A 15,304-nucleotide genomic window follows, 5' to 3' on the forward strand; every position below is an offset into this window, starting at 1 on the left:
ATTATAAAAGCTTGATAAGAAAAGGGTCTGTCCCAAAAGTTTTGTTCTGTGAGGGCGATTAGCAAATCGCCCCTACAATATAACTATAAGAAATTGATTATCAAGGTAATCAACTTTTCCAAAGTCTGAAACTTTGGCAAAGTGTAGCGACGCAAATGCGATTTTAAGACTTTTCGGGCAGTCTCAGTAATTGATATAACAAGATAGACACAAATTGCAAACTCGCACTAGCAAATAAAATTGATACGTTTGACTTATATCTAAAATTAACAAATTGGCTAATTGACAAATTATTTCTATCTTTGCCCCCAAATAGAAACGAATGACACTGAAAAAAACTATATATTTCCTTATAGGATTACTATTTCCCTTGCTGAGTTGGGCACAAGAAGACGATAGTGCGAACAACAATCAGGAGGGAGGGGTAACCTTTAAGTCGTTGCGTCCTAAAAAGAAGAAAGACAGCATTACTTTCACCGCACGCGACTACAAAATTATTACTTATACCCGCGATACCACCTCGGTAGATACTTCGCTTACGATGCAGAAGTATTACCTAAACAACGAGTGGGGAAAGGATATGTTTGGCAAGATGCCTTTCTCGAATATGGGGCAACCGTATAATGCACTCTCTTACGACTTCCGCCGTCAGGATTACCTGCCTTCGATGGGGGCAGAAGCTAAAAAGCAACTCTACCTTACTCCCGAAGAGGTAACTTATTACCATTTGCCTACGCCACTTACTGAGTTTACTTACAAGAGCGGTATGGAACAAGGTCAGTTTTTGAACACCCTTTTTTCAATCAATCTACAGCCCAACCTCAATATCTTTATCGCTTACAAAGGTTTGCGTTCCTTGGGTAAATACCAACGTATATTAGTGAGCAATGGCAATTTTAGAGCGGGCTTTTCCTACGTATCGCCTAACAAGAAATACACTGCCTTTGCACACTTTGCTTCTCACGATATCACCAGTCAGGAGAATGGAGGTATAGTAACGCCCGAGCAGTTTGAGGGAGGTGAAAAACAGTTTAAAAATCGTGCGACAATAGACGTGCAATTACTCAATGCTGAGAATATCCGGGAGAGCAAGCGTTATTTTTTGCAACACGACTACGCTTTCTTGCGCAACCGCGATTCGCTGGCTTCGTACAAGCAGATACGCTTCCGCCATTTATTTAGCTACGAAACCGAACATTATACTTATGACGAAACCCAAAGCAACAGTTATTTTGGAGATGCCTATGTACCTCAAAATTTGCACGACAAGGCGCGCTTGAAGAAGATGATCAACCGCTTGGGAGTAGAGCTCGAATTGCCCTATCTGGGAAGAACCTTCCTCTTTGGAAATGCTTATTTCTACAATTATTACTTTCAGAATGCTTACTACGTATCAGGAGTGTTGCAACGCCGACAAATCAAGGATACCGACCTGAGTTTAGGTGTGCAATGGCATAAGAAAGTGGGTGGATTCAGCATAGAGGCAGAGGGCGAACAGACATTTGTAGGCAAGATGACAGGAACTAGACTGAGTGGGAAACTTGCTTATGCTTTTGACGATAAGAACAGCATCACCGCAGGAGCTGAACTGCATTCGGCTATGCCTAATTTTAATTATTTGCTGTATCAAAGCGATTACAAGCAGTTTAATTGGGATAACTATACTTCGTTTAACAAACAGAATACCCAGACCCTCTATGGCGATTTGAAAACCCAATGGGGGAATGCGTCACTCAGCCTTACCAATCTTAACAACTACACTTATTTTCAAGAAGAAACCTTAGGGAAAGTGCGTCCTGAGCAGTACAGTAGCAATATACAATATTTGCAACTGAAAGTACAAAAAGAGTTTAAATTTGGTAAATGGGGCTTAGATAACACTATGCTTTACCAACAAGTGGTACAAGACAGCAATATTTTGAATGTGCCTACTTTCGTGACTCGCAATAGTTTTTACTTTGCATCACACTTGTTCAATAAGGCAATGTACTTACAAACGGGTATAGGGTTTAATTACTTCACCAAATATTACTCCAATCAGTACAATCCGCTTTTAGGAGAATTTGCTGTACAGACGGCAGAGAAGACGGGTAACTTTCCGATGTTTGACTTTTTTCTCAATGCCAAAGTGCGTACGATGCGCATTTTCTTCTCTTTAGAACAATGGCAAGTGCCCGTGAGCAACTGGCTAAAAATAGGAAATCCTTACAACTATTATTCTGCACCACGTCAGCCGTATAGAGATTTTATTATTCGATTGGGAATTAAGTGGGATATTTTTAGTTAAGAGTTAAGAGTTGAAAAGCAAGAAAAATAACGAATAAAATCTATATGACTAAAAAGACAATTTTCGATACACAAGTATTAGGACATCCAGCGGGGCTGTTTGTGCTCTTCTTTACAGAAATGTGGGAGCGTTTTTCGTTTTATGGAATGCGCGTACTGCTCATCAACTTTCTTACAATGACGCTTATAGGGTATAACCCAGGATGGGCGTGGAGTACTGAAAACGCGGGTGCACTCTTTGGTACGTATGTTATGCTTCTTTACCTCACTCCTATACTTGGAGGTATAATAGCCGATAAGATTACCGGCTACCGCTGGGCAGTAATTATTGGGGCGGTTATTATCACCTTAGGACACGTATCGATGGCTTTTGAAACTGAGGTTTCGCTCTATTTGGGACTTGCACTCTTGGTGATAGGAACGGGCTTTTTCAAACCTAATATGGTGTCATTTGTATCGGAAATGTACAAAGACCTACCCGAGAAGAAAGATGCTGCTTATACCATCTTCTATATGGGAGTAAATTCTGGAGCTTTCTTTGGAATGATGCTCTGCGGTTACTTGGCAGAACGCATTGGGTGGAGTTGGGGTTTCGGTTTAGCAGGAGTGTTTATGCTCTTGGGAACTATACAGTTTTGGTTTGCCAAACCTTTATTTGGTTCAATAGGATGTGAGCCACGCAAGCAAGAAAAAAAAGAGACTACAAATGATGCAAAACAAGAAGAGGAAAAACTCAATCCGTTTACTACCCTAGATAAGATATTGGTAGCGCTTTCGGCAATCATAGGTATTGGCTATGCACTAAACGACCCTCTCTCAAAAATATGGAATATCGACCTCTTTGGGTGGGCTGCTACCTCAGGGCTTAAAGGGCAATATGTGATGGTGATTGTAGGCTTAATAGCTTTCTTTTACCTGATAGGTAGTCGCATAATGCGTTATACTACGATAGTGCGCGACCGTATGCTCACTGTGGTCATCTTTGCCTTTTTTGTGGTGTTCTTTTGGTTGTCGTTTGAACAAGGAGCTTCGTCTTTGGTGATTTTTGCACGGGATAATATAGAGCGTGAGCTACACGGTAATTGGGCAGTACTTTACAATATTTTCAATGCGCTACTCACCGTGATTCCACTATTACTGATTACCTACGTACTTTTCCTTTTGATAAAGAAAACCTACAAAAAGATATTTCCTGCCGTAGTAGTGTTATTGGTGTGCTTTAGTCTTGTATGGGGCATTGCTTCGTGGATGCTACAACGCGACTTCAAAACTACAGCTTACAGTGTGAGTTATCAAGCCTATGAACAAACCGATACACAAGGCAGAACTACTTATATCCCTATTACTGAAGAAAACAGAGTCGCTCGCCCTGATTTGAAAATCGTAGAACGTACTACTATCATAGGAGTAGCTGATTATCACCTAAAAGTAGGGCAAGAGATAAAATTGCTGAGCAAGAACAACAAAAACACTTCGTTTGGCTATGTAGATGCCGAAAAGGAACAGTGGGCAAAACAGCGGGGAGCAGAGCTCAATACTGACAACGGGCTGATAGTTGCACAAGTGAAAGAAGAGCGCGATAACTGGGTAGAGACGACTGTATCGTGGTTTTCTATTCTGAATTCTTTCTTCATTATTGCCTTAGCGAGCTTGTTCTCACGTTGGTGGGATAGCAAGTATAATCCACCTGCTGCGATGAAATACGGCATCGGACTGCTGATGCTCTCAGTAGGGTTTGGTTTACTCGCCTTAGGCTCTCACGGGGTAACTCACGGAGTAAAGGTGAGTATGTTATGGCTTGTATTTGCTTATATGTTTAACACTATGGGTGAGTTGTGTTTATCGCCTGTGGGGCTTTCGTACGTCTCGAAGCTTGTACCTGCACGAATGATAGCATTTATGTTTGGGGTATGGTACCTTGCTGTAGCTATTGGTCATAAATTAGCAGCTGTACTGGGCGGACAGATAGAGAATATCACCCGTGAGTACAGTTTGAGTACTTTCTTTTTGATATTTACCATTGTGCCTGCCGTAGCAGGGGTACTCATTATTCTCATCAATCCGTTTGTGAAGAAACTGATGCACGGAGTGAGGTAAGTGAGTTCTATTCTTGTGGAGAATATTTATTTTACTAAATAAAAAATAGTACACCTAAGACAAATATAAATATTTAATTATGAAAAAACTTCTCTTTTTACTCCTACTTCCCTTGGCAATGCAAGCACAACCGCTAGTGGAGAAAACACCACCTGATTATATCAAAACGATTATCTTCAAAGCTAACGGCAACGATAAAAACCAATTCCCTATCGTGCGCCGTAATGAGTCGTTTAGTTTGCAGTTCGACGATCTCGGGGGTAATGAGGAGACTTATTACTACAAAATCACCCATTGCAACGCCGATTGGTCAGCCTCTTCTCTGCTGAAAAGCGAATACCTTAAAGGCATTGATAACCAACCGGTACAGCCCGAGAGTAACTCCTACGGTACCCTGCAAGGCTATTCACATTACCGCCTTACTTTCCCTAATGAACTCACTAAAATTAGTCTCAGCGGTAACTATATGCTCTCTATCACCGATAGTTATGGCACAGAGCTCTTTTCACGCCGATTTGTGCTCTATACACCCCAAGTGAATGTACTCACCGAAGTAAAACGCGCTCGCGATTTGCAGTATTTCGATACCCAACAAGTGGTACAGTTCACTATTAAGCAGAAAGATTTTAGACTTGATAATCCTAATGTAGCGGTGAAAGTAGCCATACTGCAAAACTACCGTTGGGATACGGCTATCACGGGCGTAAAACCTCAGTACGTGATGGGTAACGACCTCGTGTATCGCTATGACCGCGAAACGGCTTTCTGGGGAGGTAATGAATACTTCTATTTCGATAGCAAGGATATACACGTGCCTGCATCGGGAGTCTATCGTTTGGATAGAAACAAATGGGTAAATAGTTACTTGTTTACCAATGTAAGCCGTGCGACCAATGTCTATACTTATTATCCCGATATCAATGGTGATTTCTTGGTAACTACTATCAACGGAATGAATCCCAGCAACGAAGCCGATTACACCCAAGTGCATTTTGCCTTAGAAGGGAAATCTACTTTTTGGGGTAAAGAAGTCTATGTATACGGCAAGTTTAGCAACTACGAACTCCGTGAGGAATACAAACTCACTTATGACGAAAAAGACGGTCTTTTCAAGGGGAAAGTACTCCTTAAACAGGGATTTTACAACTATAAGTTTGCTACCAAAGCAGGCAACGCAGTTGATTTCAACGAAATAAGTGGTAATTTTCAACAAACTGAAAACACTTACCTCGTGCTCGTGTACTACCGCGCTCCTGGGGCTCTCTACGACGAGGTGGTAGGCATCGGCTCTGCTTCTAGTACCAATATCACAAAATAGGTCGTAGTACGACAGGCTTTTATACATTGCTACACTTTACCAAAGTTTCACACTTTGGCAAAGTTGATTTCATTAATCATTAAACATTAATCATTATATCAATGTCTTCTCCTTTAGCAGAACGTATGCGCCCCACTTCCTTAGCGCAATATGTGGGACAAGAGCACTTAGTAGGAGCTCAAGGGGCTTTGCGCCAACAGATAGAACGCGGTCTTTTGCCATCGCTTATCTTTTGGGGTCCCCCAGGTACGGGTAAAACTACGCTGGCTAATATCATTGCGCACCAAAGCAATCGCGCTTTCTATACCTTGAGTGCCATTAGTTCGGGGATTAAAGAAGTGCGCGAAGTAATTGACCAAAGCAAACAAAGTGGTGGACTCTTCACTACCCAAAACCCTATTGTTTTCATCGACGAAATTCATCGATTTAACAAAACCCAACAAGATTCCCTTTTGCAGGCTGTTGAAAAAGGTTGGATTACCCTCATTGGAGCAACTACCGAGAACCCCAGTTTTGAGGTGATTCCCGCCTTGCTTTCTCGTTGCCAAGTGTACATACTGAACGCCTTTGAGCGCAAAGATTTAGAACAACTGCTTCACAATGCCATTACCCAAGATGCTATTCTTAAAACTAAAACTATTGAACTGCAAGAAACTGAAGCTCTTTTGCGACTCTCAGGTGGCGACGGACGCAAATTGTTGAACACTTTTGAGCTCATCGTCAATGCGACTCCTGAAGGTGAACCAGTAGTGATTACGAACGACAGCGTCCTCAGATTGGTGCAGAAAAACACCGTACTCTACGACAAAACGGGTGAACAGCATTACGATATCATTTCGGCTTTTATCAAATCGATACGAGGCAGTGACCCTAATGGCGCAGTCTATTGGTTGGCACGAATGATTGAAGGCGGTGAAGATGTGAAGTTTATCGCACGTCGTATGCTCATTCTCGCTTCCGAAGATATAGGCAATGCTAACCCTACTGCAATGATTTTGGCTAACAACACCTTTCAGGCAGTAACCACCATTGGTTACCCCGAGGCGCGTATTATCCTCAGTCAGTGTGCTATATATCTCGCTTCTTCTCCTAAGAGCAACGCTTCTTATAAGGCAATTAACAAATCCCAACAAGTAGTAAAGCAAACAGGCGACCTGAGTGTACCTATCCACTTGCGCAATGCCCCTACCAAACTGATGAAAGAGCTCGGCTATGGCAAAGACTACCAATATGCTCACGATTATGAGAGCAATTTTGCCTTTCAGGACTATCTCCCTGATGAATTGCAAGGTGAAACCTTCTATGAACCTTCTGATAATCCACGTGAGAATGCCCTGCGCGACTATCTTAAAAAATTATGGGGCGAGCGATATGGGTACTGAAATTAGCAAATTAGAAAATGAGGAAATTAGAAAATGAGGAAATTAGAAAATGAGGTAAAAGCCAATAATGCCAATAATGCCAGAAATGCCAATAATACCAGAAATGCCAATAATACCAGAAATGCCAATAATACCGATAATAGCAATAAATAATAGCAATTAACTTTGCCAAAGGTCGTAGCACGACGGGCAATTAACTTTGGCAAAGTGTGTACTGCAAAAGCGATGTATTAGGGTTGTTAAGAGAAGACGGAAGATATCGGAGAGAAACGGAAGGGTGTGTTGAGGTAAAAAGTAAAAAATGAGCTGTAAATTGGGTGGGGTTAGCTTATAGAGAGCTTATAGGAAGCTTATACGAATCTTGGACGATTGGTATAGAAAGAGTGTGTAAAGAGTTAATAGTGAGAGGTTAAGAGTTAATAGAGGGAAGTAGTTTTGAGGGTAATAAATCGAAAGAAAAGCAAAGATGAAGTGAATAAATGGGGGAGAAAAGACTATAAAATTTTGAATTCAGATTTTAGTATTTAGAGTCTCTAAGCTATGTGCGTGAAATAATTTTTACTTTTCAGTTTTCTTCACTATCTTTGCACTCTTATTTATGGTTAAAACAAATGAAATTCAATATAGTTTCTGACTTTGCCCCTACGGGCGACCAACCTCAGGCTATCGACCAATTGGTAAAAGGTATAGAGCGCAACGATAAGTACCAAGTACTATTAGGTGTTACGGGCTCTGGAAAGACTTTTACTATCGCTAATGTGGTGGAACGCATTCAGCGTCCTACTCTTGTGTTGGCACATAATAAGACGCTGGCAGCCCAGTTGTATTCTGAATTTAAGGCTTTCTTCCCCAATAACGCGGTGGAATACTTCGTCTCTTACTACGACTACTATCAGCCGGAAGCTTATATACCTTCCACAGGTACTTATATCGAAAAAGACCTCTCTATTAACGATGAAATTGAAAAACTGCGTCTCAGTACGACCTCTGCTTTGCTGTCGGGCAGGCGCGATGTATTGGTTGTGGCATCTGTGTCGTGTTTGTATGGTATTGGTAACCCTGTGGAATTTCAAAAGAACGTGATTACCCTCAAACAGGGTGACGTACTCCCTCGTACCAAGCTGATGCATCGCCTTGTGCAAAGTCTCTATGCCCGAACGACCGCCGAATTTAGGCACGGCAACTTCCGTATCAAAGGCGATGTGCTTGATGTCTTCCCAGGTTATGACGACAACGCCTTTCGCATTCACTTTTTTGGTGATGAAATTGAAGAGATAGAACAGTTTGACCCTACTACTAATCACGTGTTAGACCACTACCAGAGCCTTAATATCTACCCCGCTAATATGTTCGTTACTTCCCCTGATATTCTCCAAAAAGCGATATGGAACATTCAACAAGATTTGGTGAAGCAAGTAGAGTTCTTTGAGGCTTTAGGCAAACCCTTAGAAGCCAAACGGCTGAAAGAACGCACCGAGTTCGACCTTGAGATGATACGGGAATTAGGGTACTGTTCGGGTATTGAGAACTACTCTCGCTATTTGGACGGTAGAGAACCAGGCACACGTCCGTTTTGCCTCATAGATTACTTCCCCGATGATTTCTTGATGGTTATCGACGAGAGTCACGTAACCGTCTCACAAGTACACGCGATGTATGGTGGCGACCGCAGTAGGAAGGAGAATCTCGTGGAATACGGTTTCCGATTGCCCGCTGCAATGGACAACCGTCCGTTGAAATTCGAGGAGTTTGAAGCACTTCAAAACCAAGTGATTTACGTGAGTGCTACCCCAGCCGATTATGAGCTCCAGCAAACGCAAGGCGTGTACGTAGAGCAGGTGATACGCCCCACAGGATTGCTCGACCCCGAAATAGAAGTGCGTCCGAGTGCCAATCAAATAGATGACCTTGTGGAGGAAATACAACTGCGCACCGAAAAAGACGAGCGTATATTAGTAACCACCCTCACCAAGCGAATGGCAGAGGAACTTACCAAATACCTCACTCGCATTGGTATTAGGTGTCGTTACATTCACAGTGATGTGGATACATTGGAACGCGTGGAGATTATGCAAGACCTGCGCAAAGGACTCTTTGATGTGCTCATAGGGGTAAACCTCCTCCGTGAGGGCTTAGACCTGCCCGAAGTGTCGCTCGTCGCTATCCTCGATGCCGACAAAGAAGGCTTTTTGCGTTCCACTCGTTCGCTCACTCAAACCGTAGGGCGGGCTGCTCGCAACGTGAATGGTAAGGCAATAATGTACGCCGATAAGATTACTGACAGTATGCAGCGCACTATCGATGATACTAATTATCGTCGTGAAAAGCAAATGAACTACAACAAGGCACACAACATCACGCCTCAGCCTTTGCACAAGAAGATAGAGAATAGCCTCAGCAAGAGCCCTATAACCGAATTTCACTACGATCCGTCGTTTAAAGAGCGCACAGCTGCCGAAGCGCAATCGGTATATTTATCGGCTAAGGAGTTGGAAAAGAAAATCAAAGAAACCCGCAAACTGATGGAGGTAGCTGCCAAAGAGCTGGATTTTGTAAAAGCTGCACAGTACAGAGATGAGCTGAAGAAATTGCAGGAATTAGCAAATTAGCAAATGAGAAAATGAGTAGCGATATAAAACTAAAGACTAATATTTGCTATATTGTAAAATGTTTTGTATCTTTGCCACCAATAATTAAAAACTAATAATACAATGAAAAAATTTTTATTACTCCTTTCAGTTTTTGCCCTCTTTGCTTGTAAAAAGGACAAAGGTAATGATGAAGAAGTTGTTACTATTCCTGCTTCTGATTATGAATTGAGTGCAGATGGACTCACCTTAGTAAAGTGGAAAAACGAGAACACAGCAGTGCTCAATATGCAAGCTGATGCGGTACTTAGAAATGTAAAAACCATTGATAAGGGTGCTTTTTATCAACACAAAAACTTAGGAAGTATCACACTACCTAAGGGACTGACAGGTATTGATAACATAGCTTTCTATAAAACTAAACTCAAAAGTATTGTTATTCCTAAAGGAGTCCAAGTAATTGGTAGTTACGCTTTTGCTGAAACTTCACTTACTTCTGTTCAGTTTTCAGAAGGACTTATTACCATTGATGATAAAGCGTTTTCTGAGTGCCAAATTCCTGTTCTCAACTTTCCTGAAAGCTTACAAGCCATTGGAAGAAACGCATTTGATTCTAACAAAGTAATTGCTTCAGTTACTATTCCTAAGAACGTACTGAATGTTGCAAGTGCAGCTTTTAATTCTTGTGAAAAGTTAAGTAGTGTAACTTTTAAAGGACAAACTCCTCCAACAATATCAATTATTTTTGGCTCAGAGCTCAATTATGTAAAGCAAGCTTATGAACCTATTGTAAAAGGACATATTTATGTACCTAAAGGAAGAGCAGAGGTGTATAAAAAAGCAGAAGGTTTCAAACCATATATCAATATTATTTCAGAGGAAGAATAAAATCTTTTCTATAACAATCTCATAAAGTAGGGACGAATCTTTTGTCTCTACTTTCTTGTTTTTTATTGAGTATTAGAGAAAAATTCATTGGCTAACTATTAGAAAGAATTAGGAACGCAATGTAATAGTGATTTGGTGATTTAGGAATTTTGGTGTAATTTTGCACTCTAATACATTAAAAGATAAAAAATGCAAAATGGTATTTATGCAAAGATAACTACCACGAAAGGAGTTATTTTACTTCGTCTTACTTATGAAAAAACACCTGCTACGGTAGGGAATTTTGTAGCTCTTGCAGAAGGGAAAATGAAGAACTCACAAAAACCACTTGGTACGCCTTATTACGATGGACTTACTTTTCACCGAGTGATTCCTAACTTTATGATACAAGGAGGCTGTCCGTTAGGAACTGGCACAGGAGACCCAGGTTATCGTTTTGACGATGAATTTCACCCAGAGCTCAAACACAATAAACCAGGAGTCATTTCGATGGCGAATGCAGGACCAGGCACGAATGGGAGTCAGTTTTTCATTACGCACGTAGCCACCCCTTGGCTAGACAACAAGCACACGGTGTTTGGTGAAGTCGTGGAAGGACAAGAAGTAGTAGATGCGATTGCACAAGGTGATAAGATTGAAAAAGTAGAAATAGTGAGAGTTGGAGAGGAGGCAGAAAAATGGGACGCCTTAAAAGCTTTTAATGATTTTAATGAAGCCAAAGCAGTTCGTTTGGCTGAAGAGAAACGCAAAGCTGAAGAAGCCTTTACCAAAGAAGTAGTGGGCTTTGAGAAAACGAATAGTGGTTTATATTACCAAATTACCCACAAGGGTAATGGTAAAAAAGCAGAAGCAGGGCAAAAAGTAGCTGTGCACTATACAGGTATGTTGCTTGACAAGACCGTGTTTGATAGTTCTTATCGCAGGAAGGAACCACTACAGTTTACTGTAGGTGTTGGACAAGTGATTGCAGGTTGGGATGAAGGAATATTACTTCTTCACGAAGGAGATAAAGCCCGATTGGTAATCCCATCAGAACTCGCCTATGGCAGTCGTGGTGCGGGAGGCGTAATACCACCTAATGCACCTCTTATTTTTGATGTAGAATTAGTGTCAGTAGGGTAACTTTATTTTTTATTAAAGAAGAGTATTTAGCTATTAAGCCATTTGCTCTTCTTAAAGTTTTTGCCTCTTCTTATTAAGTAGGCGTGATAGGCACTAGGGATATCGTTTTGCCATTTAGGCAACAAAAGCAAGATAAGAATCACATCTAATTGTGAGAAGAGCCCCCAATAAATAGCTAATTGCAAGGGAAATCCTCCGTGACCAAAGCCTATGAGGGAGATAAATGCTGTAAGTAAGCACAAGCCCCACAACTTGGAGAGAAAAGCGTGAGTACAGGTTTCTTTGCCAAACTTCAGAAAACTAATAGTATAACATAACCCTTCCATTATAAAAATAGCGATTACTTCATACCGATACGTCTTTATGAGTTCAGGGTTAAGATGATAACACGCTATTCCTATAGAGAGCCAGAATACTAAATCTGTTTGGCTATCCATTCGTCGCATTTTTACTGTACTAATACCCATTTGCCTTGCGATAATCCCATCGAAAATATCGGAGAGTAAGCCAAGGATGATGAAAACTATAATCCATAGCCTTGCTATTGATTCTTCAGTGTAATAAGAAAAGATCAGTATGGTAGGGGCTAATAAAAAACGGAAGGCTATTAGTAAGTAAGGTGTCTTCATTTTAATGTTCTTATGAGAACAAAAATACAATATTTTTCTAATATGCAAAAAAATATATGTCTTTTGGTAAATTAGCAGATTATGTATTATATCACACTTGAGTACTAAAATTATTATGATTAGGATAGTTTGGAAACTACTTATAGAGGTTAGAGATAAAAATGCGAGTGTATGTTTGACTGTTGGTAGTTAGTTGTAAGAGAAGAAAAGCGTGTTAGAAAACACTAAGAAGCCCAAAAATGATTACAAAATTAGTATTAAAAATCAACCACTTACCAAAACACATAAAACTTTTTTCAAAAAAAATGTATAAAAATTTTGTAGGAAAATAAAAAGGTTATACCTTTGCACCCGCAAAAGAGGAAGGTAAAGCCTCTGGAGTGGGAAAAACAACACGTACCTTGACATAATGTTGTACAGCACAAAGAAAGATTTAAAGGATTGAGTGAAACCTGAAGTCAATAACTTGAAGATCGGTTAGAAGATATAAAAGAATTTAACGATGAAGAGTTTGATCCTGGCTCAGGATGAACGCTAGCGGCAGGCCTAACACATGCAAGTCGAGGGGGAAGTTACTTTCGGGTAACTGAGACCGGCGTACGGGTGCGTAACGCGTATACAATCTGCCTTTCACTGGGGGATAGCCCGAAGAAATTTGGATTAATACCCCATAGTATAGTAGTGTGGCATCACACAACTATTAAAGCTTAGGTGGTGAAAGATGAGTATGCGTTCTATTAGCTAGTTGGAGAGGTAACGGCTCCCCAAGGCGATGATAGATAGGGGTTCTGAGAGGGATGTCCCCCACACTGGTACTGAGATACGGACCAGACTCCTACGGGAGGCAGCAGTGAGGAATATTGGACAATGGTCGGAAGACTGATCCAGCCATGCCGCGTGCAGGATGACGGCCTTATGGGTTGTAAACTGCTTTTGTAAGGGAAGAATAAGGACTACGTGTAGTTTGATGACGGTACCTTATGAATAAGCATCGGCTAACTCCGTGCCAGCAGCCGCGGTAATACGGAGGATGCGAGCGTTATCCGGAATCATTGGGTTTAAAGGGTCTGTAGGCGGGCTGGTAAGTCAGAGGTGAAAGCGCTCAGCTCAACTGAGCAACTGCCTTTGAAACTGTTGGTCTTGAATGGTTGTGAAGTAGTTGGAATGTGTAGTGTAGCGGTGAAATGCTTAGATATTACACAGAACACCGATAGCGAAGGCATATTACTAACAATTAATTGACGCTGATGGACGAAAGCGTGGGGAGCGAACAGGATTAGATACCCTGGTAGTCCACGCTGTAAACGATGGATACTAGCTGTTTGGAGTAATCTGAGTGGCTAAGCGAAAGTGATAAGTATCCCACCTGGGGAGTACGTTCGCAAGAATGAAACTCAAAGGAATTGACGGGGGCCCGCACAAGCGGTGGAGCATGTGGTTTAATTCGATGATACGCGAGGAACCTTACCAAGGTTTAAATGGAGACTGACAGGCGTAGAGATATGCCCTTCTTCGGACAGTTTTCAAGGTGCTGCATGGTTGTCGTCAGCTCGTGCCGTGAGGTGTCAGGTTAAGTCCTATAACGAGCGCAACCCCTGCCATTAGTTGCTAACGAGTCGAGTCGAGCCCTCTAGTGGGACTGCCGGTGCAAACCGTGAGGAAGGTGGGGATGACGTCAAATCATCACGGCCCTTACATCTTGGGCTACACACGTGCTACAATGGCCGTTACAGAGAGCAGCCACTGCGTGAGCAGGCGCGAATCTATAAAGACGGTCACAGTTCGGATCGGAGTCTGCAACTCGACTCCGTGAAGCTGGAATCGCTAGTAATCGGATATCAGCCATGATCCGGTGAATACGTTCCCGGGCCTTGTACACACCGCCCGTCAAGCCATGGAAGCTGGGGGTACCTGAAGACGGTCACCGCGAGGAACTGTTTAGGGTAAAACTAGTGACTGGGGCTAAGTCGTAACAAGGTAGCCGTACCGGAAGGTGCGGCTGGAACACCTCCTTTCTAGAGACGACCGATTTAATTATTAATAGTTAATTATTAACGATTAATGGACTAATGGTATATTTGATTCTTTAAATCTTGCTGGACAACAAAAAATAAGGTACAGAGTAATTGATAGAGAGGAAGAAATCTCTTATCTCTTACCTCTTACCTAAAAGAACAAAGTCTCATAGCTCAGCTGGTTAGAGCGCTACACTGATAATGTAGAGGTCGGCAGTTCGAGTCTGCCTGGGACTACAAGCTAAAGAAGGAAATTCTAGGAGCTGAAGAGAGGCGAATATCGTGAAACGTAATTCGTAATTCGTAACTCGTCATTAAGCACGGGGAATTAGCTCAGCTGGCTAGAGCACCTGCCTTGCACGCAGGGGGTCAAGGGTTCGAATCCCTTATTCTCCACAACAGTTCCCCCACAAACACCCCTCCTTGGGAGGGGAAGGGGGAGGAAGCAGTACATTGACATATTGGGATAAAGAGCATAAGAGATCAATAAGGATTTATTGATAATCTAACGAAAAAAAATAAAAAGAATCAAAGAGAACGAGAGGTACCTAGATAATTGTCAATTATCAATTGTTAATTGTCAATTGACTAGGACTACAAGCGCGAAAAGTTATGTAAGGGCGTATGGGGGATGCCTAGGCTCTCAGAGGCGAAGAAGGACGTGATAAGCTGCGAAAAGTTGCGTGTATTGGCACATACGATATGATACGCAAATATCCGAATGGGGCAACCCAGTACATTGAAGATGTACTACATCGTAAAGATGGGCAAACCCGCTGAACTGAAACATCTAAGTAGGCGGAGGAGAAGAAAACAAAAGTGATTCCCAAAGTAGTGGCGAGCGAAATGGGATTAGCCCAAACCCACTTTGTTACGGCAGAGTGGGGGTAGTAGGACCCAGATATAGGTTGTAAAGCTGGATTAGAAGTGTTTGGAAAGACACACCATAGAGAGTGATAGTCTCGTATAGGCACAGTTT

General features: G+C 41.8%; 8 protein-coding genes, 2 tRNA genes and 2 rRNA genes (1 of these 12 only partly in view). 11 read left to right on the top strand and 1 reads right to left on the bottom strand.

Annotated elements, in window-relative coordinates; translation table 11 throughout:
• The first annotated feature begins 322 nt into the window (after positions 1–322).
• The 7 genes from COCH_RS07190 to COCH_RS07220 all read left to right on the top strand — a co-directional run bounded on the left by COCH_RS07190 (position 323) and on the right by COCH_RS07220 (position 11,681).
• Positions 323–2,287 carry a putative porin gene (locus tag COCH_RS07190; RefSeq protein ID WP_015782558.1) on the top strand — a complete coding sequence of 655 codons (1,965 nt, stop codon included), beginning with the start codon at positions 323–325 and terminating at the stop codon, positions 2,285–2,287.
• A gap of 44 nt (positions 2,288–2,331) precedes the next feature.
• Entirely contained in the window at positions 2,332–4,383 is a 2,052-nt protein-coding gene (locus tag COCH_RS07195; RefSeq protein ID WP_015782559.1) for a peptide MFS transporter, read from the top strand.
• A 79-nt stretch (positions 4,384–4,462) separates the two neighbouring features.
• Positions 4,463–5,701 (top strand): type IX secretion system plug protein, encoded by a 1,239-nt coding sequence (locus COCH_RS07200; RefSeq protein WP_015782560.1) that lies wholly within the window; start codon positions 4,463–4,465, stop codon positions 5,699–5,701.
• A gap of 101 nt (positions 5,702–5,802) precedes the next feature.
• Positions 5,803–7,083, top strand: a complete 1,281-nt coding sequence (locus tag COCH_RS07205) for a replication-associated recombination protein A (RefSeq protein ID WP_015782561.1) — start codon at positions 5,803–5,805, stop codon at positions 7,081–7,083.
• Between the two features lie 611 nt (positions 7,084–7,694).
• Complete coding sequence (gene uvrB / locus COCH_RS07210) at positions 7,695–9,692, top strand: excinuclease ABC subunit UvrB (protein WP_015782563.1); 1,998 nt, start codon at positions 7,695–7,697, stop codon at positions 9,690–9,692.
• 102 nt (positions 9,693–9,794) lie between these two features.
• A complete protein-coding gene (locus COCH_RS07215) occupies positions 9,795–10,559 on the top strand; it encodes a leucine-rich repeat domain-containing protein (protein WP_015782564.1) in 765 nt (254 codons plus the stop codon).
• 189 nt (positions 10,560–10,748) lie between these two features.
• Entirely contained in the window at positions 10,749–11,681 is a 933-nt protein-coding gene (locus COCH_RS07220) for a peptidylprolyl isomerase (protein ID WP_015782565.1), read from the top strand.
• 26 nt (positions 11,682–11,707) lie between these two features.
• Here the strand turns inward: COCH_RS07220 and COCH_RS07225 are convergent, their stop codons facing one another.
• The gene (locus COCH_RS07225) at positions 11,708–12,310 is read right to left on the bottom strand and encodes a CDP-alcohol phosphatidyltransferase family protein (RefSeq protein WP_015782566.1); all 603 of its coding nucleotides are present in this window, start codon (positions 12,308–12,310) and stop codon (positions 11,708–11,710) included.
• Between the two features lie 499 nt (positions 12,311–12,809).
• Here COCH_RS07225 and COCH_RS07230 point away from each other — a divergent pair.
• The 4 genes from COCH_RS07230 to COCH_RS07245 form a co-directional block, all read left to right on the top strand.
• A 16S ribosomal RNA gene (locus COCH_RS07230) occupies positions 12,810–14,325 on the top strand.
• A 163-nt stretch (positions 14,326–14,488) separates the two neighbouring features.
• A tRNA-Ile gene (locus COCH_RS07235) sits at positions 14,489–14,562 on the top strand.
• 85 nt (positions 14,563–14,647) lie between these two features.
• Positions 14,648–14,721, top strand: a tRNA-Ala gene (locus COCH_RS07240).
• A 207-nt stretch (positions 14,722–14,928) separates the two neighbouring features.
• A 23S ribosomal RNA gene (locus tag COCH_RS07245) occupies positions 14,929–15,304 on the top strand; it runs 2,467 nt beyond the window's last position.
• The 16S and 23S rRNA genes sit together here with 2 tRNA genes alongside, the layout of an rRNA operon.

This window comes from Capnocytophaga ochracea DSM 7271 (genome assembly GCF_000023285.1).
Classification (GTDB): Bacteria; Bacteroidota; Bacteroidia; order Flavobacteriales; family Flavobacteriaceae; genus Capnocytophaga; species Capnocytophaga ochracea.

Bases quoted from the DNA above. Each gene is read 5' to 3' on its own strand.
- COCH_RS07215 (WP_015782564.1), top strand. From the start codon at position 9,795: ATGAAAAAATTTTTATTACTCCTTTCAGTTTTTGCCCTCTTTGCTTGT.
- COCH_RS07220 (WP_015782565.1), top strand. From the start codon at position 10,749: ATGCAAAATGGTATTTATGCAAAGATAACTACCACGAAAGGAGTTATT.
- COCH_RS07225 (WP_015782566.1), bottom strand. From the start codon at position 12,310: ATGAAGACACCTTACTTACTAATAGCCTTCCGTTTTTTATTAGCCCCT.
- COCH_RS07200 (WP_015782560.1), top strand. From the start codon at position 4,463: ATGAAAAAACTTCTCTTTTTACTCCTACTTCCCTTGGCAATGCAAGCA.
- COCH_RS07205 (WP_015782561.1), top strand. From the start codon at position 5,803: ATGTCTTCTCCTTTAGCAGAACGTATGCGCCCCACTTCCTTAGCGCAA.
- COCH_RS07190 (WP_015782558.1), top strand. From the start codon at position 323: ATGACACTGAAAAAAACTATATATTTCCTTATAGGATTACTATTTCCC.
- COCH_RS07195 (WP_015782559.1), top strand. From the start codon at position 2,332: ATGACTAAAAAGACAATTTTCGATACACAAGTATTAGGACATCCAGCG.
- uvrB (WP_015782563.1), top strand. From the start codon at position 7,695: ATGAAATTCAATATAGTTTCTGACTTTGCCCCTACGGGCGACCAACCT.